Here is a 21,685-nt window from a genome sequence, read left to right on the forward strand (position 1 = left end):
ATTTATCCTCCTTAATCTACCAGGGATCCCATATAGTAAAATCCCTTGGATTCCTTCAGATATACTTTAACAATTTTACCAATCAGCTCTTTTCCACCTGGGAAATGAACGATTGTGTTATTGGACATACGTCCGGTTACCAGTCCCTCCACGTGACTGTCCGGTTCCTCCACCAGAACCTCCTGCACCGTATGGACATCTCGTCCACAGACCTGTGCGGAAATCGCCTGTACCTCTGCGAGCAGACGGTCGAAACGTTCTTTGACAACTTCTTCTGGAACCTGATTTTCCATCGCTGCCGCCGGAGTTCCGGTGCGCTTCGAATAAATAAAGGTAAATGCACTGTCGTAGCGGACTTTCCGCACAACCTCCAGTGTCTCCTCGAAATCTTCCTCCGTCTCTCCCGGAAATCCAACGATGATATCCGTCGTCAGGGAAATATCCGGTACCGCCTTGCGGATGCGCTCTGTCAGTTCCAGATACTGCTCCTTCGTGTAATGGCGGTTCATCTTCTTTAGGATCTCGCTGCTGCCCGACTGAAGCGGCAGATGCAGATGGCGGCAGATCTTCTTGGAAGATGCCATCACTTCGATCAGCTCATCCGACAGATCCTTCGGATGGGAGGTCATGAAACGGATCCGTTTAAGCCCCTCAATCCGCTCTACCCGGCGCAGAAGTTCTGCAAAGGTAATTGGAGATTCCAGGTTCTTTCCGTAGGAATTGACATTCTGCCCTAACAGCATGATCTCCACGACGCCGTTCTTAACCAGCTCTTCAATCTCACGGATGATGTCCTCCGGCGCACGGCTGCGCTCGCGTCCGCGCACATACGGGACGATGCAATAGCTGCAGAAATTGTTGCAGCCAAACATGATATTAACGCCAGACTTAAATGTATATTTGCGCTCCGACGGCAGATCCTCAACGATCTTATCAGTTCCTTTCCAGATATCGATGACCATCTTCCCCGTCTCAAAGCGCTGTTCCAGCAGCTCTGCCAGTTTATATACATTGTGTGTGCCGAAAATCAAGTCCACAAAGCGGTAGCTCTTCTTTAATTTCTCTACAACCTCCGGCTCCTGCATCATGCAGCCGCAGAGTGCGATCATCATGTGCGGATTCTTTTTCTTGAGACTGTGAAGATACCCTAAACGTCCATACACGCGCAGGTTCGCATTTTCACGGACTGTACATGTATTGTAGAGGACGAAATCCGATTCCTCACTGGTTCCTTCCACAAATCCTGCTTCCAGCAGAATACCGAGAAGCTTTTCTGAATCGTGTGCATTCATCTGACACCCGAATGTTTGAGTAAAAAAGGTCATGGGACGTCCTAATTCGGCGGACTTCCGCTTCACGTAGTCCCTGGCTTTTGCCATGAAATAGAACTGTCTGTTCGGTTCGAATTCTGGCGCCTTGGCGTCGATGTCTACCAGATCCAGACTAATTTCTTTCAGCCTTTCAGTCGGAACTTCGCGCAAATCTATTTTATTATACATAAACTTTTCCTTTCATGTCTTACATTTTCGTTAAATTTCATCGCCTGTTTGTTTGTCTACAAATACAATTTTCAATTCACAACCCAGGACGCCGGCGATCTCCGCAAGTTCGGATTCTTTAAAATTGCACCGCGTCATTTTGTTGGAAAAATTCTGTCGCGTCTGGTTTGTTCCTTCTGCCAGGTCGCCCATCGTCATATTTCGCCGGCCGGCCAGGAAGCGGATCTTTTCCGCCGTGTTCATATCCATTCGATCAACCCCTTTCTGTTGTGTATGTTATTTTACTTTATACACTTTAGAATGTCAAGTTGAAAATATTTCTTTATCTTTTAATCTTTTTCTTTACATTTATACTTGACATTTTACACTATATAGTGTATTATAATATCATAAAGCAAAGGAAATAAACATCCAGTAGAAAGGTTAAAATGGTGGTAGATATGGAAATCAAAAGACTTAAAAATACAAAATTCGGAACAAACAAGATTGCTAGAGTCGTTACCGGTTGGGCGCTCTATGAAGCCGGTAAAGGTTGGATTGCTTTCAGTCACGACCGCGACCAGTTCGGGATCCTGGTTCCTTATATTCCATGTGGCGGAAAGAAGGCGCTTCAATCCATCCTGGACGCCGGCGGCTTCGTCAGTTTCGACGGTATGGAGTATGTCACCGAATTATAAAGGGCCGGAAGGTCCTTTTATTTTACACTTTTTCGTGTATTATAGAAAATATTTCTTTCTGTTTTTAATCATTTTCTTTACATTTATTCTTGACATATTACACTTTATAGTGTATAATGTAAACATAAGATAAAGAAAAGAGGTAATCAAAATGTTAGATAAAAACGGAATGGAAATCAAAACAGGAATGGTTGTGGAAATCAAGGACGCCTTCTTCAAGAACGACAACGGGTTTTACTTCGTGGAACACTCCGCCGGGGATCCTGACTGGTGCGGCTCCGATCATAGCCTTCGCAAGATTTCAAAGCGCGGCAAAATCAGCCAGGCGAAGCACAACCTTTGTTTCTGGCCGATCGGAATTTTCATCAGTGACCGATTCAAGGCCGCCGAAGCGCGAACCTGGAATAAAGAACACGCGACAATCGAAATCAGAACCGAAATCGACCGTTCAGAAGTTGCCGCCTACTTTAACCAGATGGCCGAAGACCTCACCGATCAGATCCAGCGTGAAGCCTGGGACTATGGCGAAGAAAGCCAGACCGTGAAGACATCGACCGCAATTCAGAAACATTATAGACAAGTAGCTTCTGAAATATCGGCATAATAGGAACAGGGCGGCCGGCATGGTCGCTCGGAAAGGAAGAATCATGGAATGGAAAGAAGCATTTGACGCCGCCGTCAAAAAGACGGTGGGCGCGTATGAGAAGATGGAAGAAGCGTTCCTGTCTGGTAGTAAGGAAGGCTTCGAACACTGGCACGCTGAATATTGTCGGTATATCGACGTATTTACAGAAGCGACCGGAATCCCAGAATCGCAATTCATTGAAATTGTGAACGACGCCGCCCTGAAAAAGAAAGAACAGAATAAATCAGAATAAATCAGAGTTTGTCAGAGAATATCAGAATATATCCCACGAACGCATAAAAGCCCCGGAAATGGTTTTTCCGGGGCTTATTGTGTATTTGTCCACTTACGGCATTAAAACGCAAATCTGGGCGGCTGGCGCGTTCAGACGGGCATTTCCGCGCCGCCTGTTCTGCCTGGGAATTGGTCGGGGATTTTGTTTCCCCCTTATACCCCCTTCCCTTGCGCCCATTGTATCACACATTTTATAAACTGTAAAGTGTAAGTTGTAAATATTTGTTATAAATTCAAAATTCTAAAGTGTATTACACCCGTGAACCGAATTCATCGTCAAGAGCGATCCAGCCGTCTTCGTTCGTCGCGTAGGACTTCAACAGGCCCCACAACTTCGCGCCTGGGCCTTCCTTCGTCTTCACGATAGTAAAGGATCCAACGCCAGTGTGTACCGCCTGGCCGTTCTTTTTGTGGTAGTCGTAAGTTGTGCCAGGGCCTTTTCTGATCCGCAAATCAGGAATCTTCACGCGGAACACGAAGGATTCATTCGCGGCGGCAACGCAAGGATAAATTTCTTTTCCTGAATTGTCGAAGACTTTGTAACCGCTATTCTGTTTACAAAGTTCGATTGCGTTTTCCTTCTGCTTGAAGGCGCCAATCTGGGTGTTGGCCTTGTCCCAGGACTTACGAACGCGGAAATATCCGGTTCCGGCGGTGCTTTCCTTCTGTTCCTGGGTGGCCTTGAAGGAAACATAATCCGGGATCGTGGTAATGAACAGGCCGCTTTTCAGCTTATACCACTTTTCATCGGCGGAGATTCCGACGACGGTAAACACGCCTTCGTGTACAATCTGATCGACGGCGGCCGTGTAGCTAGGCGCCTTTCGAATATTCAGGCCGTCTTCGCCCTTATAAATAACCGTAACGATTCCGTTCATGGCGTTAATCTTCTGGTTGCTCTTGTCGTCGCTGGTATTGTCTACCGGCGCGGAAGGAACGGTTGTGACGGTCTGGCCGGACATTGCCTTTTTGACGTCCTTTCGGAACTGATCCATTGTCAGGCCGTACTTGTTCCAGATATGTTCGGGATCGCCATGGTTCGACGCGATTCCCTTCGCGTGGCCCTCGCGGTGGCTCATTAAAACATTGCTGTTTTCCGGGTTGAAACCGTACTTCTTGCAGATATACGCGAAGAACTGGACGGCGTTCGCGTAGGTTGCCAGGACATGGGCCTTCGTGTTACTTCCGTCGCCTGTTTCAATCCAGGAAGAACCGCCCGTGTACTTAATAGTCGCCGGTTCTGTCATTTCAATGCTGATAAGTGAATTGTTTCCGCTTCCGTTCGAACCGGATCCGCAATGCCAGGCGCGGAAGTTCCACGGTAAAAGCTGTAAAACGACCGCGGCTTTTCCAACGACCGCATGAACGCACGCGCCCGTTGAAACGGAAAAGTTGTTCGCGATAACCTTCGGATCCGGCTGTGGACAACCGATACTGTGAAGCATACCGCCGGCCGGTGTGATTCTGTGGCCACTCTTATAACAAGGGCTGTTTGTCAGAAGATATTCTTTAATTTCAATACTCATTTTGTCTTCACTCTCCTTTACATCGTACTTGTGAAGTTCCCATCGTTCAATGATGGAACAGATCTTTTCGACGTATGTTACGTCGGTGGCGTAGCCGCCGTTTTTGATGATCTGGATCGCCTTTCTGTAATCTGTTTCGCCTGAAAGTCCTTCATACCGTTTTACGGCTCCTTTCATGGCGCCCAGCAAGTAAAGCGAATGATCGTTTATGCTGGCCTGAATGTCCGGGTATGCGCGGAAATCGGCAACGACGGAATATTCTTCGCCGTTCTTCTTCTGTTCTTTTGTGGTCTTCGTATATTTCGAAGTGCCGTCCCAGACGCTTTTCCAGGTGTTCCCACTTAAAGAACACTTCATTCCGAAAATGTTGTTTGCGTTCACGGCCAGGTCAGTAGAGCCGTAACCGCTTTCTAAAATTGCCTGTGCCATTGTTACGGAAGCAAGTATTCCGCTTGCTTCCGCGTCTTTCATGGCATACGGCGCGATTTTGATAACAAAATCTTTTTCCGACATTGATTAGTCCTTCTTTCTGTAAAATCTGGCCCAGATCTCGAACAAATAGTCCCAGCCCTTACAACACACGATCGCCACGATGAACGCCGCGAAAATGACGGCTACCAGGTAATACCACACGAACGCGATTGACGCGTAAGACAGGTAAGCAAAGAAGCCGATCACGCAAATTACAAGGGACAGAATAAGAACCTGGAACTTTGTCGGGATCTTGTCCAGGAAGCCGATCCCCTTTGTAAACTCTGTGATAACCGAAATCAATGTACAGATTGCGGCCACAATCAGGATGATTTTTGAAGCGTTTTCAATGATAAATTCAATGTTCATGTTGTTTTCTCCCTTCTGGTGTAAAAATAGTTTTCAGTTATAATCCGAAGCCGGTTCGAACAATGGTTGTTAAAAGCCCGATGGCCGCGACGATAATAGCCGCCACAACAGTTCGGAAAAGCCATTTATTCGATTCGGTGAGATCTGCGACGGTCTTCTGGACGTCTTCAAGATCGCCTTTGATTCGAAGAATTTCTTTTTCGTTTTCATAGGTCTTGATTTTGGCGTTGTTGTAACCGTCAAGTTTTCCTTCGATCTTGATAAGTCGATCAAGAACTTCTCTTTCAAATTCTGCTTCCATACCGTGAACCCCCTTTCCTGATTATTAGACAAAAAATAACCTGGTAAAATGCCAGACTATGAATTGTTATCTGGAACCCGGAAAGAAAATTCGTCGATAATCTTTCGGAGAAGGTTTCCGGCCGTGAAGTGGCTTATCAGACCGAAATAACTTTGCATGGTGTTGTTGACTTTCTCCCATGTAAGCCGGCCCATTTCAAACATTTTCTGAATGAACCGGATCCGGCGATACATTCTTTGTCGTGTCGATTTTCGAACACGGATTGTCAGCGGCGTAATAAGGGCGCCGACAAATGTTACCGGAAGATAAGCCGGTCGGATTGATGTCTTGTTATTTAATTCAAGGTGCAATTCCTCATTCAGAAATCTTTCGATTTCATCCCTTGCCGCGAACGCCTTTTCCTTACTGTCAAAAAGTGCGATCACGTCGTCTACAAACCGAATATATTTTTCGATATGAAGAACGTGTTTACAAAACTGATCCAATTCGTTCAAGTAAATGTTCGCGAACATTTGACTTGTCAGGTTTCCGATCGGCATACCGCGATTGTATAACCAGTCTTCTTGTTTGCACAACTCCGGCTGGACGCCGGAAGGAAGGCCGAAGGCGGTATGTTCGCAATTTATCAGTTTATCCAGGTCGCGAAGAATCAGTTCGTCCTTGATGTGCTTTTTCAAGATCTTCATAAGGATTTCGTGATCGACGCGGTAAAAGTATTTTGCAATGTCAAGTTTTAAGACGTACCAGTGTTTCGGACTCCGGTTGACCTTCCGAAGCCAGATCTGTAACTGTTTTCTTGCCTTGACGGTTCCCTTACCCTTCCGGCAACCGTAACTATGCGTTATATACTGCCGGTCGAATAAAGGGTTTAGTTTCTGGTAATACGCCCATTGAACGACACGATCCCGGTACTGTAAAGCCATGATAATTCGGGGTTTCGGCTCATAAATCTGTTTCATGCGGTACTTACCGACACGATAGGACGATTCAAGTGGATTCCCTGGGATCCCGTCTTTCGGGTAGTATGTTAGTCGATTCGTGAGATCAATGATTTCTTCTTCCCTATGCGCGGAGAATTTCAAGTTTTCGTCGCGGTTGTGCTTGCCCTGGGAAGCGTTGCGATCCGCTTCAAGTAGGTTCGACGGGTCGATGATTTCTTCGTGCGTAATGTCGAAAGTCTTCATTGTGGTTAATTCCTTTCGTTGGAATTGTGCGCCCTTGCTTTCGGCGTGGGCGCGGCGCTGATCGTTACGCCCTTCACTGGCTTTCGCCAGGTACTAACCGCATTATCAGCAAATTTAATTTCTCCGGCGCTATGGCCGGAACTGAAACAGATCCCTTTTCCCTTTCTTGCACTGTGAAAAGTCCGTAAACTTTCCCGTCTGGCTAAAAGGATAAGCGGAGAAGAAGCCGATGTTCGTCCTGACGTTCGAACGTGGGTTGTTCAAGTTCAACGCGGAAGGGCCAGCGTTCGAAGTGTTGTTGTAACTGCCAGAGACAATCGGCAAGCGTTTTTGACCTGTTCCCTCTGCCGGAAATTATTTTCCGGCGGTTGTGCTGGTTTCCTTTTGTGATCGGATCCAGCCGCCGAGTAGCCGCCCGATTTCACATAACTTTTCTGAAACCAGTATGTAACGCTTTTCGTCTACAAATTTCATGTCATACGACAAATCATTGAACATTCGCAATAATTCAAGCTGAACGTCCGCGTCTTGAAGTGTCGTTTTCTTGAAATACTTCTTTTGTGCCGTGATTATAAGAATCAGGAATTGAAACAGACACTTTTTATAGTCCGCCACAAACCTCAGCTTTTCACTTCTGGGATATTTCACAAAAGAAGTGTACAGATATTTCATAAGGTCTTTTGACCTTTGAAGAATTATCAGGCCGCTTCGTTGTTCCCGTCCTTCGTCGGTTTCGGGATTTCCGGGCGCCCCGTATCTTCGCATATTTCCCATTGTTGCAATCCTTTCTTGTGTCTCAAAAATATAGGGGCTACTATCGTAGCCCCAAACAGAACACGGCTATCAGATTGCAGATTCCAACTCCATAAAAGCGGAGAAGAAGCCGATGGTCGTCCCGACGTGCGAACGCGGGCCGTACAAGTACAACGCGGAAGGGCCAGCGCTCGAAGTGCCGTTGTAACCGCCAGAGACAATCGGCAAGCGTTCGTCTTCGTTGTTGATCCAAAAAGCGCCGGTATGTGTGACGCCGCTTACCGGTGCAAGGAATAATTCCTTCAAGATCTCCGGGATCGTTGTCACGCCGGTTCCGGCCACAAGATTTCCGAAGTTTGCCGTGTAGGTACTGCCGGCCGCGCCGGTATCGGTTGCGATCTTGAAATCTTTTGTATATTTCAAGGTGCCAGGTGTTCCAGGCTCTACCAGGCTACCATTCGGAAGAATGGCCTTCCAATATGTGGACGCGGCAAGGTGTGAAACCTGTTTTGCGGCCAGGTTGCCGACGAAGATCTGGATTTCGCCTTTGTAAATTCTAAGGCCGGACATCCATTTCCAGACGTCACCCACGTAGTCGGCGATACCGTTTCGCGTTCCGTCATGGAACCAGGTCGCCGGGCCGGATCCGGTCGCGGTTCTGGTTGTTCTTGTTCCGCCCGATCCGTCGCTTTCGGTTGCGGTTGTCTCGCCCACCTCATAGGTGTATGTGTGGTGTTTTCCGTACTGGGTGTTGCCGCGCGGAATAAAACCGGATTTATAGATCAAATGGTTAATGACCGCACGTTCCGGGATTGACGCTAAATGCCAGCCCGTTCCCTTCGCATTACAAGCCGCGTGTGACGCGTCGTAATTGATGGACGCTTTCGGATCCACCAGCGGCCAGGAATAGGCCAGACCGTCCACAATACAGTTAATAAATTTGCTGAAAAAGAAGCGCTTGTATTCCACATCGTCAACCACAAAGGCCGAATGTGTCTTTTCGCTTCCACCGTCGAATAACTGGGCGTTTGTGCGCTTATTAAACGGGATCATAAAGGACGGAAGGCCCTTGACGTCCGAAATAATAGTGCAACCGCCGCCAGTCAATCCTTCCGTGGCGAATTTCAGGCTGTCAAACTGGTAATTATTCATAGATTACACCTTCTTTCAGCGCGAACAGTGTCAAGGTCACGTTGTCCATAGAGAACGGAACCGGATCGCGCTTGATAATTGTTTTCTGGCTGTTTTCTGTTTCTTCGGAATAGTCCGGGTTCGGGATTTCTTCTTCTGTGTAGGCTCTGGCCGGAATGTCCACCTGTGCCACATAAAGAAGACCGACACCGGTTTCCAGGTTGCCGGCCATATCCGAAGTAATATCAATATGGACGTCGTTGTCGGCTTCGTATTTTTTCAGATTCAGCATGATCTGATCGCCGACGTTCAGCCAGGTTTTCGTTGTGGAATAGGAAATCTTCTGGCCTTCGTTTGCTTCGATAATTTTCATCGTCTCATTCCCACCTCTCTTTTTACATCATTCATTCGCGCGTTGATTTCTTCCGCGTATTCGCGATTCTGGGCGGCTGAATTGCCTTCGTGGCCGCCACCGAAGGCGCGTAACATCGCGGATTCCTGGGCGCGTCTTTCGTCTGATTTAATAATTACATTTGCTGGCATTAGTACAGTCCCCCGATCACATGAAGTTTTAATGTTACATTTTTGGCGCTACCATAGTAACGCACCTTAAAGGCGTTCAGGGCCTTGTCGAATACTTCTGCATACTCGACCGGGCCGTCCGCTTCCGTGACCTCAATATCGACCTTGTAATCGGTCTTATTGACAATCTTCGGAAGGGTGATCGTCTTCGCGGAATTGGTCGCCGGATATTTCAGCGAATTTGTGAGTGTCGCCGTTAATATCTGGCCGCGAAGATCGTCAACTGATTCCTGGATAAGTCGAAGGTGAATGGCGTTCGTGGCCGCGATCAGGTTTCCTTCCAGGATCCCCATGTCTTCGTTTCCGAAGTTGGTCGCGCTCTGCTGTGTGCCTTTCTGGTGGATCTCACCAGGGGCCGGCGTCCATTCTTTCACACCGTTTCCCAGATCCACGACGGAAACCCGTCTAGGGTACTGGACAATTCGGTCTTTCCAAAAAACCGGAATATACATCTTTTATCGCTCCTTTCTACTCATTCCCCGAAGACTGTACAATTTTGATCGTATAACGATACATGACGCCTTCGTCGAATTCCTCTTTGTTCAGGCTTTCGTTACCGCCGGCCCATAAGAAGCCGCCGCGATGATAGAAGCGAATTCCTGTAATAGAATCCGGGGCGTTATGATCGAACATAACATAGATCGCGATCCGGCCATCGGATAAAGTTTCCACATGGTCGATCGGAATTTTTGTCCAGGTATTCCCGGAACGGTATTCCGCGTAAGCGACAACCTTTTTCAAATATTCCTTCACGTCGTCGATTGCTTCGTCCGTTAAAGGAATATAATTTCCTTCTGTCATGCTGTTTCGATCTCCTTTCATTCTTCGTCCGCGGCGTATTTCTCCGCGGTGCTGTCATAATATAAGTTAAGTCCTTCACTTTCAGGCGCGACGGAAACGCCGCTTTCCGCCAGCGCAAGACCAGTCGCCGGATCTGGATAAGAACCGGTTTCCTGGTCGCTGTCCGTCGGATAAACGATTGTCTGTCCGTCGGTGGCGCTTTCAAGATCGACTGTAACTTCGGATAAATGCAAGCCGGTTGAAATGTCCGGCGTGGTTCCGGCTGGCGTGTACTCTGCGAACGCTTCTTCTCCCTCTGCTTCAAGTGAAAGCTGAACTTCGGTCGGGATAAATCCAACCGCGGCCGCCGGATATGTGCCACACTCGAAATCACCACAAAAGGTATAGAAAAACGTCTGGTACTCTGATTTATCGAAAAATTTAAGCGTGATCCCGTTCTGAAAAGCCATGTAATCGAAACGGGAACGCGCATTTTTAACTTTATTCAAATAATTCAGAAATTCTTTTATGGAAGTCTGCGTCACTTCCGTTCCGACTGCAATTCGGAAATGGAAAGGCGCTCCGGCGTATGTGTACCATTCTTCGACCGACGTGTTATTGTCGCCAAACACGGTGTCGATCATTTCTGTCATGGCCTGGCTGGTTCCTAGCTTCATGTACCAGTAAATCGAATTTCGGATCAGACTTCTTTTGATTTCCGGCGAAAGCGACGTGTTATAAAACAGAACACGGCTTTCAACTGCCAGGAAGTCCAGCTTGTCGTCTTCGACCTTATCCAGATCCGCCCAGATATACACCCGGCGCAACCGTTCCATGAATTTCTTTTTCTGAATATCAAACACCCGGCACGAAGCCAGGCGTTCAGGTGTCTTCATTTCTGCCGGAAGCGCGTCTTCTGTCCGGTAATCGTGAAGACTAATCATTTTCAACGCCCCCGTAAACGAATTCGATCGTTCTTTCCTGGGCGACGGATGTTTCCGGGACGACCTGGAACGCCGGGGATTCGATAACGACGCGCTTTCCGCCGGCGGCTCTGACAAATTCTGTCAGGGTGTCCGGGTTAATGTCCCGGCCGATCTTTGTTTTTTGCCACTCGATATATGTATCTTTTGCGGCTTCGATAGCGCTCTTAATGGCCGCCAGATTGTTAATGTCACTTCGGCCAATATAATAAGTCGCCTTAATATCGTATTTCACAACGTCAGGCGGCGCGATCTGGTCTTTATCTGTAAGTGGAATAATCGGGTTGTTTTTCAAATATGCCAGACAGCCATTGCAAAATGTCTGTGTTGGCAATTCTCCGCCATTCAGAAGAATTCGGATGTCAACAACCGCGTCTTCCGGCTCGTAGATCTTCACATCCTCGATCGCCGCCGAATTGTACTGTTTCACCCAGTATTCGTAAGCGTCAGACGGGCCGGCTGTGGAATAGGACGACGGCGCCAGGAAAATTCGTTCACGGAAGTTTTCTTCTGTTTCTTCTCCGGCTCCGCCTTCCGACTTTGTTATATTTGTAACTTCGGCCACATAAGGAACCGGATCGACCAGAGTTTCAATCTGGCCGACAATATAATCATTTCCGACCGTTCCGACCGTTTCACACGTACAATCGACGTCGATATGATCCGCGCCGGCCGTGACCTCTGCGAAGTCGTCGGTTGCGAAATAAATTCCGTCCCCGGCGGTGACTCTGGTTCCGGCCGGGATATAAACCACTTCACGGCGGATTTCGGACAAAATAAAACGAACCGTTGTGACTGCCGCCTTCGGTTCGTTGATAAAGGTCTTTTTCATGGATCCTAAATGTTTCAGAAAATCGCCGGTTGAATACTTCAAAAGGTTCTGTTTTGCCGCAAAGTCAAGCTGTTTATACATCTGGAACCACTGGCCGGCTTCAATCTTTAACTGAATGTATTCTTTATCGCCTGGGCGAAGGATCTTTTTCTTCCCGGTTTCCTGTTCATATTCATTTTGCCAGTTTGTAATATTTTCATTCAAGATCTGATCGAATGTAATGTCGTCTATGAACGATACGTCGGGAAGATCATATAGTTTCTGGATTTCATCAGCCATTATATACAAGCACCACCTTCGGAATTAAATTTCCGTTTCCATTTGCTTCGAACCGGACTTCATCGACCGAGACGCGGTCTTCGAATTCTTCGACAACTTCGATCGCTGAAATGGTATAAAGGTTCTGGGCCTGGTAGGCCGGCGCCGATATAACATCAGGATCAATCCCGACTTCCCGGTTCATCGGAATAGTGCCTTTCAAAACGGATAAAATAAAAGACACCTTTTCCATGATTTCTTGACGAAGGGAAAGTTCCACTTCGCTATTCATTACAATTTGTACGCCGTCAATTTCAATCATCGTTCGCGCCCCCCCCTAATAGTATTCCGTGGCCGTTACGGCGATTTCGACAGAAACAAGTTCGCCGCGGTTCCACACTTCCTTAAAGTTTGCGTCGATGGAATCAACCGTCCACTTTCCGCCGCCGATCTTGTGGCCGCCAATTACTAGCGGACAAACTTTTCCACTTTCACAATACTTTATCAGTTTGTCCTTCATAATACGGGGCCGTACACCGTGACCGGCGCGGATCTTCATTGTGAACGACACGCCTTCGTTGTCCGGGCCGATGAATTCCCGTTCCGATTTCTTCCGGTAACGGCTGTGTTCGGAATAGTTCGCGGAAGCGGCCTGTTTGAAATCATTGAAATTGCAGATTTTCTTGTCGCTGGTTTCGAAGATAATGTCCCCGAAATATCCGATCATTTACACCACCGTCCTTCCTATGTCGGATAACTGCCGGAAACGGTCAGGTTGCCGCCCACATGGACGTTTCCGGTCGTGCTGATTGATTTTGCCGAAATGCTCCCGGCGCTGATCCTTCCAGTTACGGTTGCATTGCCGCCGACCGCCAGATTCCCGGAAACATTCAATCCTTCGACGTTCACGCTATCCGATACCACATCAAGGCGTTTCGCCTTCTTGTCGTACCGGATATAACTTCCGTCCCCGAAATCTTTTCGCCAGATCCCGGCGACGCCTTCCGGCGGCCGGTTTCCTTCTGCATACGGCGGCGGAAGAATCACGCCGCGCGTTCCGCCGTTTTCCAGGTGTACCACATATACAAGGGTTTCAACCGGTGGCGGATCAAATTCATTTGAGAAAAACGGCATATAAGGCGAAACGGCATTGTCACGGTCTTTATAGACGACCTGGGCCGTCCCGTCCGTGTAGTTAATCGCCGAAATATAGCCAACTCTTATAATATCGCTCATGTGTCCCCCTTTTTATCCTGGAATCGTCAGGACTGTTCCCGGCCAGATCCAGTGACCGTTGCTTGACGATGATTTTCCGTGTGATTTTGCGGCCGATTCGATGGTCGATTTATTTGTGTTATAAATCTGCATATACTTAGCACCGGATCCCAGGAATTTTGTTGAAATTCTCCACAAGGTATCGCCGCTTACAATGGTATAGGTCTTCGCCTTCGTGGAACTGCTGGCGGCTTTCTTTGTGGTGTTCCCGGACTCCACGGTCGCAACTGTGACGCCGTTTACAATCACGCATAGGTGCATATCAAGGCTTACGGTATAACCGCCGCTGGCGTCCTTTGTGTGTGTCACGGTGTCAATGTAATATTTCCCGTCCAGCTTGCCGAAGCCGGACATTTTTATATTTTTACAAGCGATATACTTCACATCGCCCCTTGTTTTCACGTTAATAGACTGGCATTTCCTGTTATGCTCTAACAGTTTCGCCTTCGCCTTGATTTCCGCGTCTTGAAGGCTTTCCGCGGTTTCATTCAGTTTCAGGATCCTTGATCCGTTCCTCATCATAAATTTATATTTCAGCGTCTTGTTTTTCTTAGAATCTGTATAGCAGATCTGAACGCCGTCATATAGTCGCGTCATGCTCTTAGTGGCCGACCAGGAAGAACATTTTGACCGATCAAGTGAAAGACTGGCCGCCTTCTTTTCATAGTCTGTCTGATCGAATACAACCATTTTCCGGTTATATAATTTCATAGCCAGGTTATAAGACGCGCAAAGGCTGAAAGCGAATTCAACGTCCGTCTGGTCGGATTGCTCCATTTCGTCGATCGAATAGTCCTGGCCTGAGAAATACAAGCCGATCTTTGCCGTTGCGGCAATGCTCGAAAGAATTCCTTTGACCGATGTTTTCTTCCAGGTCTTCGATTTCTTCGTGACGTTGAAATCCGTGTTGATCGGTGTCGCTATGCCCCCGATCGTGGCAATTTGCGGCGGCCCGGAATATCCCAGGTCGTCAATCAGAAAATAACCACAATTCAGGCTTCGATTGTCGCCTTCTTTGTTCCAGTTCGTTGTCTTGATGGTAGCTTCCACATAGTCGCCCTGAATAGGGATCCAGCCGCCCCACCAGACGCCGCTTCGGTTGTTTAATTTCAAGGAAACAGTGTCGGCCGTACCACTCGCGTTGTCCACATACTCGAAGCCTTCTGTATAATCGGTTATTTTCTTTGTGATGTCCTTTCCGTTGTATTTCACGGAAACGTAAGACTGTCGCGCTTGCATGGCTTACACTCTCCATTCTGGAAGGTCTTCGTCGCTTTCTTCCGGCAACTCCGGGATATAAACCGGAGTGCCATCGGAAAACACGGAAATGTCCAGAAGGTGGGGATTGCTGTCCATCAGTAAGCCGATGTATTTCACGTCGCCATAAAAAGCGTAGGCGATAGAGTCCCACATATCGCCAGAAACGGTTGTGTAGTATCTTTTTTCGTCCATATCATGGCCCCTTCTTTATGCGAATGAAGTCCTTTCCTTCCCCTTCTTCCATCTGTCCATCATTTCATTAAACTTCTGCTGTGACATTTCAAGGGCTTCGTTCACATCTTCCTTGCTTGCGTTGCCCTGGATCACAACCGAAGGCGAATAGACAAATTTCGAACTATCCGTTGAAGAATTATCTTCCTTCGTTCTGTTGGTTGTGTTGCTAGTTGTCACGTTGTTGTAAAGCTGTTTCGTGACTGATTCCGCCGGCTGGCCGTTGCTCTGAATTCCGACAAGCTGTTTCATTCTGTCGAAAACAGAAGCCGCGCCGTCATTCTGGTTGCCCTGGACGACTCCGGCGACGATGGATTTCATATTCGACCATAATTCAGCCAGCGGAAGAACCGCTTCTTTGCCGGCTTCTCCGCCGCCCAAAAGGTTGTTTCCACTTGCCCCGAAGATGGTCGGTTTGTTTAAAATACCACCGTTTTTATACCAACTGATCCCGAAATGGGGAACAGAAGGCGGATTGATTGAAAAACCGCCCGAAATAGAAACGTGCGGAAGTTTCAGCTTTGGAAGGCTCCAGGAAAAGTTGAATTTGCTTTTTAATGCGCCGATCGCGTTTGATACGGCGTTTTTCGCTGATTCCATCTTTCCACTGATCGCCGACACGATATTCCCAAAAATGCTTGTGACCGTGTTCTTCGCGGCTGATAAGCCGGAAGAAAAGGCCGAACGGATTCCCGATAATGCCGACGACACATTCGCCTTCGCTGTGTTTATTTTGTTGCTCATAGTTGCCCGGACATTTTCAAACGCCGAACTTGTAGCAGACGACACCGCCGACCAGGCCGCCGAAGCGGTTGACCGGATGGACGAAGTAACCGAAGAAACGGTCGCTTTCGCGGCGTTAATCTTGTTTGAGATATAACCCGTCGTCGTTGTCCAGGCTGAATTTGTCGCGGATGATACCGCCGACCAGGCCGCCGAAGCGGTTGATCGAATGGATGAAGCGACCGAAGAAACGGTCGCTTTCGCGGTGTTGATCTTGTTCGAAATATAGCCGCTTGCCGCCGTCCAGGCCGTGTTTGTTGCCGACGATACCGCCGTCCAGGCCGAACTTGTGGCTGATTTTACGGACGACCAGGCCGCCGAAGCGGTTGATTTGATCGTCGAAGTCACGGACGAAACAACCTGTTTCGCGCCGTTAATTTTTTCGGAAATATAACCGGTTGCCGCCGTCCAGGCTGAACTTGTGGCTGATTTCACCGCCGACCAGGCCGAACCCGTGGCTGATTTTACGGACGACCAGGCGCCCGAAACCGCGTTTACGATCGGAGAAAGGAAAGACGAAATCGTGTCTTTGACCTTCTGAATTCCGTCCGAAACGGTTGTTTTGATAAACTCCCAGGCTGAAAGGATCGTGTCCTTGCAGTTCTGCCAGATAAACTGGAACGGAAGCGTGATAATCTGAAAAGCGGCCGAAATGATTTCGCCGATCAGCATAACCCCGACTTTCACGATGTTTTTTATCGTTGTCCAGGCTTCACTTACCTTTTCGGAAATCTGCGACCAGATTTTGGAGAATTTCTCCTTGATCGCGGTCAATTTTCCGCCTGTTAATTTATCTATGAAGGTATATCCGGCCGTATAGTAGCCTTTTACGCCCTCGATTGCCGCCGCGGCGATTCCCTTAATTCCGCCGCCGTGTTCCTCATACGCGGACTTGATATTCGATAACTTTTCAGAAATCGTATCTTTCGCCGCTTGCATGATGGATCCGGCTGTTTTTTTGATGGACGAAAACGCGTCTGAAACCTTATTTTTGATTACAGATAGCTTTCCGCCTGTCGCTGTGTCAATCGCATTAAAAGCACCCACGACAACGCCTTTCAGCGCGTTCAGGGGCGCAAGTGTCAGCGAAGACAGGGCGCGAAATGCACCCGAAAAGATATTTTTCAGTCCATCAAGGGCTTTCGACCAGTCACCCGTGAAGACGCCGCTAATAAACTGAACGACACCCTGGAAGACCTGTTTCACGCCCGAAAAGATATTTGTGATCGTCTGTTTCCAGCTTTCGAATACAGACGAAAGGAACGCAAAAGCAACCGGGAATTTGTCCGCGAATTCCTGAATTGCGGCCGAAGCCTTTTCTTTCAGGTTATTAAATACGCCGACGATCCAGTCGCCCAACTGTGACGCCTTTTCTTTCACGGTGTCCCAGTTTTTATATAGCAACACGCCGATCGCAATAACCGCCGCGATTGCCACACATACAAGTCCAATCGGACTTGTTAGAAATGCGAAAGCCACGCCCAGCGCCGAAGTAACGGCCGTTCCGACCGCACAAATCGCGTTCCAGGCTGTCAAGGCCGCCGTCTGCGCCCATGTGGCCGCTGTGCTGATTCCCTTAACAACTGCGTCCTTTGCGTACAATGCGTAGAGATAGGCCGTTTCCAGCCTGTCCTTTGCTTTCAACGCAAGGTTCACGATCATAGCTTTCTTTTCCGCGCCAAACACTACCACAAGGGCCTTGACGGCTTTTACTGTGTTCATAGTGTCCTTTGCGAATTCAACCATCTTCACCGCCGCAACTGCTCCGGCGATTCCGGTAATAATCGGGATAAGAAGTCCCCATTCATCTAATTTCTGATAAACTGTCGCCGCGGCCCCGATAACTTTCATCATGGCCCCGATAACGGCCGGGATTGCGACCGTTGCAATTTGGGAAATGGCCGGTTTCACTATCTCCCATGCCTGGAACAATTTGTCTTTCAGATCCAGGGCGACCGCGATCACTTTGTCGATCGCTGGCTTGTTTTCTTCAATTTTCGCCTTGATATTCTCGAAGGCCGTGATTCCCGTATCACGTAAAAAAATAAATGCGTCCGTGGCTTTCGTGCGAATTTCGTCAAAAGCTGGCTTCGCCTGGTTAAAGGCCGCGATTGCTTTCTTCGCGAAATTCTCCGCCGCCGGAACGACTGTGTTATAAAATGACTGTGCAACGCCGACCGCGCGGTCAGTAATCGACGGGATCACATCAGCAACCCCTTTGATTGCGTCCTTTGCAAGTGGCGCAAATACCTCGCACAATCGAATTTTAGCGTCATCGACCGCCGAACCAAAAATCGCCATTGCGCCCGGTAACGTGTCCGTCATGGTGTCGGCCATTGCGTCCAGGGCGCCGTCGGAATTATCGAAGGCTTCCGTTAGCTGTGTCCAGGTGGACGCGGCCCCGTCTGCGCCTTCTGCGACGCCTTCCAACAAATAGCCGAACTGGGTATAATAGTTCGTGCCGGCGATTGCCGCCATGTAGTTGTTTTTCTGTTCCTGGGACAATCCAGACATCGCGCCGTTTAATTCCACAAGAATATCTTGCATATTCCGCATTGCGCCGGAACTATCGTAAATAGAAACGCCCAGTTCCTTAAATGCTTTCTGCGCGACGTCTTTCGTTGTCATTCGAACCAGCATAGAGTTCAAAGCCGTTCCGGCTTCCGCTCCCTTGATACCATTGTTCGCAAGGATACCCAGGGCCGCGGCGGTCTGCTTGTAGTCCATACCGGCCGATTTTGCGGCGCCACCACAACCGATCATCGCTTCCATTAAGGCTTGCGCGGTTGTGTTCGATTTGTTATTCGCCTGGACAGCGACGTTCAAGTAATTTGTCAGATCGTCAACGCCCAGGCCCAACGCACTCATTGAGTCAGTTACCAAGTCTGAACAGGTGGCCAGATCCATCGAAGTAGCTTCCGACAAGCGAAGAACCGGTTCCAGCGCCGAAATAGAATCATTCACGTTCCAGCCGGCCAAACTCATATAACCTAATGCCTGGGCGGCTTCCGTGGCTGTCTTAGTCGTGCGTTTTCCCATCTCCTGGGCCGCCGCTTGAAGCTGTTTATATTCATCTTCGGTCGCTCCGGCAATACCGGCCGTTTCGGCCATTGCCTGGTTAAATTCCGAATATGTGTCCACCGCGTCTTTGACAAAATCGCCAATTTTTACGGCCGCGAAGGCGGCTGTTGCTATCTTCGCGGCCGTTTTTGCGGCTTTTCCGATTGAATCTAATTTGTTATTAACTCCACTAACCGATTTCGTGAGTGAACTTTGGATTTTCCCACCGATTTCAAGCGCCAGTTCGTAGCTTGTTTTCTTTGCCAATTTCGCTCACTTCCTTTGCTATGTCGATATACTCGTCAAGCGGAAGATCTGTGAAAAAATCTATTCCGGTGTTTGTTGCCATCGCAAGATGGACGGCCGTTTTTTGAATGTCGGCCCCGGAATCGTGCCTTACTCGTCTTTGTATAAAAAACCCACAACGGCGTTTTTAATCTTCTGGATCTCTGCGGCCGGAAGATCTTCGAAAAACTCCGCCGGAAGCCCGGTCACTTTGGTAGCGACGATCTTCGCGTATGTGGTTGTGCTTTCAGGTACGAAGCTAGATACACCGGTCTTGTTGAAAGCCTTTTCGATGGCCGTCAATGTACGTCCGGTCAGATCTTCCAGCCCGTGAAGATCTAATTCTGTGAACGTGTCGTCCTCGAATTTGTAGGGCTTTCTGAATTTGACGATCAGCTCGTCTTCTTCTTCCTTCTTCGGAAGAAGGGTGTCGGCGATTTCCTCGTTTGCCGGAACGACTGCGATTTCATCGCCGCCGATCATGTCTTCTCTTTTCTGCTCTTTGTTCTCTGTCATTGCTTATTTCCTCTCTTTCCTAGATCTGGCTTCTTACTTTCTGCAAACGGTCAACGCCGTTCAGCTTCCAGATCATATTGTATTTATCAAGTTCCAGGACGGTAGTTCCAGCGATCGCGATCTTGCAGTAAGTAACTTCACGGGTGACTTTCGGTTCGCCCTTGCCGCCTTTTTTTAAGGATCCCAGGTCAAACGCCTTGACTTTTCCCTTTGTCGTTACGACAAGGCTTTCAAAGTCGTTTGTCTGGGTTGCGGTATTTAATACCTGCATAGATCCGCGGTAAGTAATCTGGCCGGTCTGGGTGATGAAATCGAAATATTCGCGGCTGATATTGCCGAAAGTTGTTTCAGTTTCCAAGGAACCGAAAGCGCCTTCGATCGCTTCTTCGATTTCGCCGGCGATTCCGGCCCCGTCGATGGTTTCCGTCATAGATTCGAAGTTCGGAAGCGTTACTTCGTTGGAAACTCCGACGTACTTGTGGCCGGCTCCGTAACTGTTGAAATTGTTTAAGACTGTCGGAATCTTATAGCCCATTATTCGCCACCCCCTTCAAGTGCGTTCTGTGTAATGGTAGGATCAAATTCAAAGACATTGTGAATGTCTTCGGCCGGTGTATATCCGCCGATCTTCGTGTGAAATTTGATAGAGCCATTCAGGATATTTGCAATCGGGTTTTCGTCGTGGTCAAAAGTGATTTCGCCGCCGGCGATGTCGTCGGAACCTTGTAAACCGTTCAACTGCATATTAAAGCCGGAAACAACCTCGTCGATCAGACGGTAATTCGTCAGGTCGTCCACATCCTGGAAGAATGTAAGTTTGAAATTGTTTTCAATGTAGTCGAAAATTGTTACAATGTTAATCCATCGGTCAATCGGATCCGTGGAAGACGGATAAACCGCGGTATTATTGCCCCAGTTCTTCCAGCCGTTCATATTGATAGCGGTAACGACTCCGCAAGCGTTACAATAATCGTTTGCTTCGTCCAGATCAGGAAGGACTTCGGAACCGTCCGCCAGGCATAAACCGGTGATCTTCGCGTCCTTGTTGGATGGGGAACGGGACGGAATACCGTTATTATTTGCGGCTAAATACTGTAAATTTGCCGCCATCATGGCTGAATAGTACAGTTTATAGTCGCCAACCTTTACCATCGGCCACATAACAATTTCGCCGCGGCTGGAAATGGCGTTGTTGTCCTTGAATTCCTTCACCTTGTCAATGGAATCCGCCTTTCCCTCTGCGGAATCGACGTCCATCACCACTTTTCCGGTGAAAAGGCTGGAAATAGAAGACGCTTTCGCGTCCAGGGCCAATGCAACGGCCGGAACGTGCGACCAGCCAGGGGCCAGAAGTAAAGAAGGTACATATCCGTATTTCGGATAAACCATGTTTACCAGTTCCAGGCCGGTTTTCTTCTTCGTGACCGCGTCAATGGAGCCGATCACGTCTTCATAAGTCACCGCGGAAGGATCTAACTGAACAAAGGACGCTTTCAGGCTCTTTTCTGATTTTGCCGCGCCGGTCTTCACAATGGAAACCGTCACGGTTCCGTCAGAAGTGAAAGAAGCGACATAATCTTCATCGGCCTTGTAGGTCGTTATTCCGCCTTCATTTGCGATATTTAACTGATCCAGAAGGATTCCTTCTTCATCAATTACAATCTTCCCCCCTTCAACCGTGTAGGTTTTTGAAACGGACGCCTTAACGTGTTTCTTCGGATCCAGGACGTTAATCAGGATCAGCGGTGCAACTGCAAAAATGTTGAATGTCGCGTAAATACTCTGACAAAGTGTGTAGTTCTCGAAGTCGCTACAATAGCCAAGGGCGGTTACTGCGTCTTCTTTTTTTAAGCACGCGAACGGCTTATTTACTGTGTCGTAAGGATCGACGGCCAGGTTTACCGGCGCGGTTCCGATTACACACTGAATACAGCCGTCAGAAGTGACCGGAATCGAAATCGCGGTCGCCTGACGGCTGGTTCTAATACCATGTTTGTAATTAGACATTGC

General features: G+C 48.3%; 25 protein-coding genes. 3 read left to right on the top strand and 22 right to left on the bottom strand.

The window, feature by feature from the left end; translation table 11 throughout:
* Window positions 1-11: 11 nt before the first annotated feature.
* Together miaB and DXD12_RS03065 are read right to left on the bottom strand one after the other, a co-directional pair.
* Window positions 12-1,379 (bottom strand): tRNA (N6-isopentenyl adenosine(37)-C2)-methylthiotransferase MiaB, encoded by a 1,368-nt coding sequence (gene miaB / locus DXD12_RS03060; protein ID WP_347561362.1) that lies wholly within the window; start codon window positions 1,377-1,379, stop codon window positions 12-14.
* A gap of 150 nt (window positions 1,380-1,529) precedes the next feature.
* Window positions 1,530-1,742, bottom strand: coding sequence for a helix-turn-helix transcriptional regulator (locus tag DXD12_RS03065; protein ID WP_243105334.1), 213 nt, complete (start codon window positions 1,740-1,742; stop codon window positions 1,530-1,532).
* A gap of 197 nt (window positions 1,743-1,939) precedes the next feature.
* On the opposite strand from DXD12_RS03065, the gene DXD12_RS03070 reads away from it, so the two are divergent.
* The 3 genes from DXD12_RS03070 (at window position 1,940) to DXD12_RS03080 (ending at window position 3,054) form a co-directional block, all read left to right on the top strand.
* The gene (locus DXD12_RS03070; RefSeq protein ID WP_118637536.1) at window positions 1,940-2,176 is read left to right on the top strand and encodes a hypothetical protein; all 237 of its coding nucleotides are present in this window, start codon (window positions 1,940-1,942) and stop codon (window positions 2,174-2,176) included.
* 151 nt (window positions 2,177-2,327) lie between these two features.
* The gene (locus DXD12_RS03075) at window positions 2,328-2,780 is read left to right on the top strand and encodes a hypothetical protein (RefSeq protein ID WP_118561890.1); all 453 of its coding nucleotides are present in this window, start codon (window positions 2,328-2,330) and stop codon (window positions 2,778-2,780) included.
* Window positions 2,781-2,823: 43 nt separating this feature from the next.
* Entirely contained in the window at window positions 2,824-3,054 is a 231-nt protein-coding gene (locus tag DXD12_RS03080; RefSeq protein WP_118637321.1) for a hypothetical protein, read from the top strand.
* Between the two features lie 292 nt (window positions 3,055-3,346).
* Here DXD12_RS03080 and DXD12_RS03085 read toward each other — a convergent pair whose 3' ends face one another.
* The 20 genes from DXD12_RS03085 to DXD12_RS03180 all read right to left on the bottom strand — a co-directional run bounded on the left by DXD12_RS03085 (window position 3,347) and on the right by DXD12_RS03180 (window position 21,682).
* On the bottom strand, window positions 3,347-5,134 hold the full coding sequence (locus DXD12_RS03085; RefSeq protein WP_118637323.1) for a glucosaminidase domain-containing protein: 1,788 nt from the start codon (window positions 5,132-5,134) through the stop codon (window positions 3,347-3,349).
* A gap of 3 nt (window positions 5,135-5,137) precedes the next feature.
* Entirely contained in the window at window positions 5,138-5,461 is a 324-nt protein-coding gene (locus tag DXD12_RS03090; protein WP_022119801.1) for a hypothetical protein, read from the bottom strand.
* A 37-nt stretch (window positions 5,462-5,498) separates the two neighbouring features.
* Window positions 5,499-5,762 carry a hemolysin XhlA family protein gene (locus DXD12_RS03095; RefSeq protein ID WP_118637325.1) on the bottom strand — a complete coding sequence of 88 codons (264 nt, stop codon included), beginning with the start codon at window positions 5,760-5,762 and terminating at the stop codon, window positions 5,499-5,501.
* A 56-nt stretch (window positions 5,763-5,818) separates the two neighbouring features.
* Window positions 5,819-6,946: a reverse transcriptase/maturase family protein gene (locus DXD12_RS03100; RefSeq protein WP_118515527.1), complete on the bottom strand. Its 1,128-nt coding sequence runs from the start codon at window positions 6,944-6,946 to the stop codon at window positions 5,819-5,821.
* Between the two features lie 843 nt (window positions 6,947-7,789).
* Window positions 7,790-8,851, bottom strand: coding sequence for a hypothetical protein (locus DXD12_RS03110; RefSeq protein ID WP_118637329.1), 1,062 nt, complete (start codon window positions 8,849-8,851; stop codon window positions 7,790-7,792).
* Window positions 8,844-9,203 (bottom strand): hypothetical protein, encoded by a 360-nt coding sequence (locus DXD12_RS03115; RefSeq protein ID WP_114002346.1) that lies wholly within the window; start codon window positions 9,201-9,203, stop codon window positions 8,844-8,846. The genes DXD12_RS03110 and DXD12_RS03115 overlap by 8 nt, the downstream gene beginning before the upstream one ends.
* Window positions 9,200-9,373, bottom strand: coding sequence for a hypothetical protein (locus DXD12_RS15185; RefSeq protein WP_181824097.1), 174 nt, complete (start codon window positions 9,371-9,373; stop codon window positions 9,200-9,202). Before DXD12_RS15185 ends, DXD12_RS03115 begins: the two co-directional genes overlap by 4 nt.
* Complete coding sequence (locus DXD12_RS03120) at window positions 9,373-9,864, bottom strand: hypothetical protein (protein ID WP_117469533.1); 492 nt, start codon at window positions 9,862-9,864, stop codon at window positions 9,373-9,375. The genes DXD12_RS15185 and DXD12_RS03120 overlap by 1 nt, the downstream gene beginning before the upstream one ends.
* A gap of 16 nt (window positions 9,865-9,880) precedes the next feature.
* On the bottom strand, window positions 9,881-10,213 hold the full coding sequence (locus tag DXD12_RS03125) for a hypothetical protein (RefSeq protein WP_114002348.1): 333 nt from the start codon (window positions 10,211-10,213) through the stop codon (window positions 9,881-9,883).
* A gap of 17 nt (window positions 10,214-10,230) precedes the next feature.
* The gene (locus DXD12_RS03130) at window positions 10,231-11,136 is read right to left on the bottom strand and encodes a phage tail protein (protein ID WP_118637331.1); all 906 of its coding nucleotides are present in this window, start codon (window positions 11,134-11,136) and stop codon (window positions 10,231-10,233) included.
* Window positions 11,129-12,286 carry a baseplate J/gp47 family protein gene (locus tag DXD12_RS03135; RefSeq protein ID WP_117787503.1) on the bottom strand — a complete coding sequence of 386 codons (1,158 nt, stop codon included), beginning with the start codon at window positions 12,284-12,286 and terminating at the stop codon, window positions 11,129-11,131. The genes DXD12_RS03130 and DXD12_RS03135 overlap by 8 nt, the downstream gene beginning before the upstream one ends.
* Complete coding sequence (locus tag DXD12_RS03140) at window positions 12,279-12,587, bottom strand: hypothetical protein (RefSeq protein WP_022118182.1); 309 nt, start codon at window positions 12,585-12,587, stop codon at window positions 12,279-12,281. Before DXD12_RS03140 ends, DXD12_RS03135 begins: the two co-directional genes overlap by 8 nt.
* Window positions 12,588-12,602: 15 nt before the next feature.
* Window positions 12,603-12,992 (bottom strand): phage tail protein, encoded by a 390-nt coding sequence (locus DXD12_RS03145; protein WP_118637333.1) that lies wholly within the window; start codon window positions 12,990-12,992, stop codon window positions 12,603-12,605.
* Window positions 12,993-13,009: 17 nt separating this feature from the next.
* Window positions 13,010-13,501 carry a hypothetical protein gene (locus DXD12_RS03150; protein ID WP_117469529.1) on the bottom strand — a complete coding sequence of 164 codons (492 nt, stop codon included), beginning with the start codon at window positions 13,499-13,501 and terminating at the stop codon, window positions 13,010-13,012.
* Between the two features lie 12 nt (window positions 13,502-13,513).
* Window positions 13,514-14,779: a LysM peptidoglycan-binding domain-containing protein gene (locus DXD12_RS15545; RefSeq protein ID WP_242981986.1), complete on the bottom strand. Its 1,266-nt coding sequence runs from the start codon at window positions 14,777-14,779 to the stop codon at window positions 13,514-13,516.
* Window positions 14,780-14,782: 3 nt separating this feature from the next.
* Entirely contained in the window at window positions 14,783-14,992 is a 210-nt protein-coding gene (locus tag DXD12_RS03160; protein ID WP_117469528.1) for a tail protein X, read from the bottom strand.
* A 15-nt stretch (window positions 14,993-15,007) separates the two neighbouring features.
* On the bottom strand, window positions 15,008-19,141 hold the full coding sequence (locus tag DXD12_RS03165) for a phage tail tape measure protein (protein ID WP_118637335.1): 4,134 nt from the start codon (window positions 19,139-19,141) through the stop codon (window positions 15,008-15,010).
* A 129-nt stretch (window positions 19,142-19,270) separates the two neighbouring features.
* The gene (locus DXD12_RS03170; RefSeq protein ID WP_022118243.1) at window positions 19,271-19,675 is read right to left on the bottom strand and encodes a phage tail assembly protein; all 405 of its coding nucleotides are present in this window, start codon (window positions 19,673-19,675) and stop codon (window positions 19,271-19,273) included.
* 19 nt (window positions 19,676-19,694) lie between these two features.
* Window positions 19,695-20,210, bottom strand: coding sequence for a phage major tail tube protein (locus DXD12_RS03175; protein WP_117469526.1), 516 nt, complete (start codon window positions 20,208-20,210; stop codon window positions 19,695-19,697).
* The gene (locus tag DXD12_RS03180) at window positions 20,210-21,682 is read right to left on the bottom strand and encodes a phage tail sheath family protein (protein WP_118637337.1); all 1,473 of its coding nucleotides are present in this window, start codon (window positions 21,680-21,682) and stop codon (window positions 20,210-20,212) included. Before DXD12_RS03180 ends, DXD12_RS03175 begins: the two co-directional genes overlap by 1 nt.
* Window positions 21,683-21,685 lie beyond the last annotated feature (3 nt).

The sequence above is a fragment of the Clostridium sp. TF11-13AC genome (assembly GCF_003481065.1).
Classification (GTDB): Bacteria; Bacillota; Clostridia; order Lachnospirales; family Lachnospiraceae; genus Otoolea; species Otoolea fessa.

Excerpts from the sequence above, each read along its gene's own strand:
- DXD12_RS03125 (WP_114002348.1), bottom strand. The coding sequence starts at position 10,213 with ATGACAGAAGGAAATTATATTCCTTTAACGGACGAAGCAATCGACGAC.
- DXD12_RS03085 (WP_118637323.1), bottom strand. The coding sequence starts at position 5,134 with ATGTCGGAAAAAGATTTTGTTATCAAAATCGCGCCGTATGCCATGAAA.
- DXD12_RS03160 (WP_117469528.1), bottom strand. The coding sequence starts at position 14,992 with ATGGACGAAAAAAGATACTACACAACCGTTTCTGGCGATATGTGGGAC.
- DXD12_RS03130 (WP_118637331.1), bottom strand. The coding sequence starts at position 11,136 with ATGATTAGTCTTCACGATTACCGGACAGAAGACGCGCTTCCGGCAGAA.
- DXD12_RS03145 (WP_118637333.1), bottom strand. The coding sequence starts at position 12,992 with ATGATCGGATATTTCGGGGACATTATCTTCGAAACCAGCGACAAGAAA.
- DXD12_RS03110 (WP_118637329.1), bottom strand. The coding sequence starts at position 8,851 with ATGAATAATTACCAGTTTGACAGCCTGAAATTCGCCACGGAAGGATTG.
- DXD12_RS03095 (WP_118637325.1), bottom strand. The coding sequence starts at position 5,762 with ATGGAAGCAGAATTTGAAAGAGAAGTTCTTGATCGACTTATCAAGATC.
- DXD12_RS03120 (WP_117469533.1), bottom strand. The coding sequence starts at position 9,864 with ATGTATATTCCGGTTTTTTGGAAAGACCGAATTGTCCAGTACCCTAGA.
- DXD12_RS15185 (WP_181824097.1), bottom strand. The coding sequence starts at position 9,373 with ATGCCAGCAAATGTAATTATTAAATCAGACGAAAGACGCGCCCAGGAA.
- DXD12_RS03080 (WP_118637321.1), top strand. The coding sequence starts at position 2,824 with ATGGAATGGAAAGAAGCATTTGACGCCGCCGTCAAAAAGACGGTGGGC.
- DXD12_RS03150 (WP_117469529.1), bottom strand. The coding sequence starts at position 13,501 with ATGAGCGATATTATAAGAGTTGGCTATATTTCGGCGATTAACTACACG.
- DXD12_RS03090 (WP_022119801.1), bottom strand. The coding sequence starts at position 5,461 with ATGAACATTGAATTTATCATTGAAAACGCTTCAAAAATCATCCTGATT.
- DXD12_RS03100 (WP_118515527.1), bottom strand. The coding sequence starts at position 6,946 with ATGAAGACTTTCGACATTACGCACGAAGAAATCATCGACCCGTCGAAC.
- DXD12_RS03170 (WP_022118243.1), bottom strand. The coding sequence starts at position 19,675 with ATGACAGAGAACAAAGAGCAGAAAAGAGAAGACATGATCGGCGGCGAT.
- miaB (WP_347561362.1), bottom strand. The coding sequence starts at position 1,379 with ATGGCAAAAGCCAGGGACTACGTGAAGCGGAAGTCCGCCGAATTAGGA.
- DXD12_RS15545 (WP_242981986.1), bottom strand. The coding sequence starts at position 14,779 with ATGCAAGCGCGACAGTCTTACGTTTCCGTGAAATACAACGGAAAGGAC.
- DXD12_RS03065 (WP_243105334.1), bottom strand. The coding sequence starts at position 1,742 with ATGAACACGGCGGAAAAGATCCGCTTCCTGGCCGGCCGGCGAAATATG.
- DXD12_RS03180 (WP_118637337.1), bottom strand. The coding sequence starts at position 21,682 with ATGTCTAATTACAAACATGGTATTAGAACCAGCCGTCAGGCGACCGCG.
- DXD12_RS03175 (WP_117469526.1), bottom strand. The coding sequence starts at position 20,210 with ATGGGCTATAAGATTCCGACAGTCTTAAACAATTTCAACAGTTACGGA.
- DXD12_RS03070 (WP_118637536.1), top strand. The coding sequence starts at position 1,940 with ATGGAAATCAAAAGACTTAAAAATACAAAATTCGGAACAAACAAGATT.
- DXD12_RS03075 (WP_118561890.1), top strand. The coding sequence starts at position 2,328 with ATGTTAGATAAAAACGGAATGGAAATCAAAACAGGAATGGTTGTGGAA.
- DXD12_RS03135 (WP_117787503.1), bottom strand. The coding sequence starts at position 12,286 with ATGGCTGATGAAATCCAGAAACTATATGATCTTCCCGACGTATCGTTC.
- DXD12_RS03140 (WP_022118182.1), bottom strand. The coding sequence starts at position 12,587 with ATGATTGAAATTGACGGCGTACAAATTGTAATGAATAGCGAAGTGGAA.
- DXD12_RS03115 (WP_114002346.1), bottom strand. The coding sequence starts at position 9,203 with ATGAAAATTATCGAAGCAAACGAAGGCCAGAAGATTTCCTATTCCACA.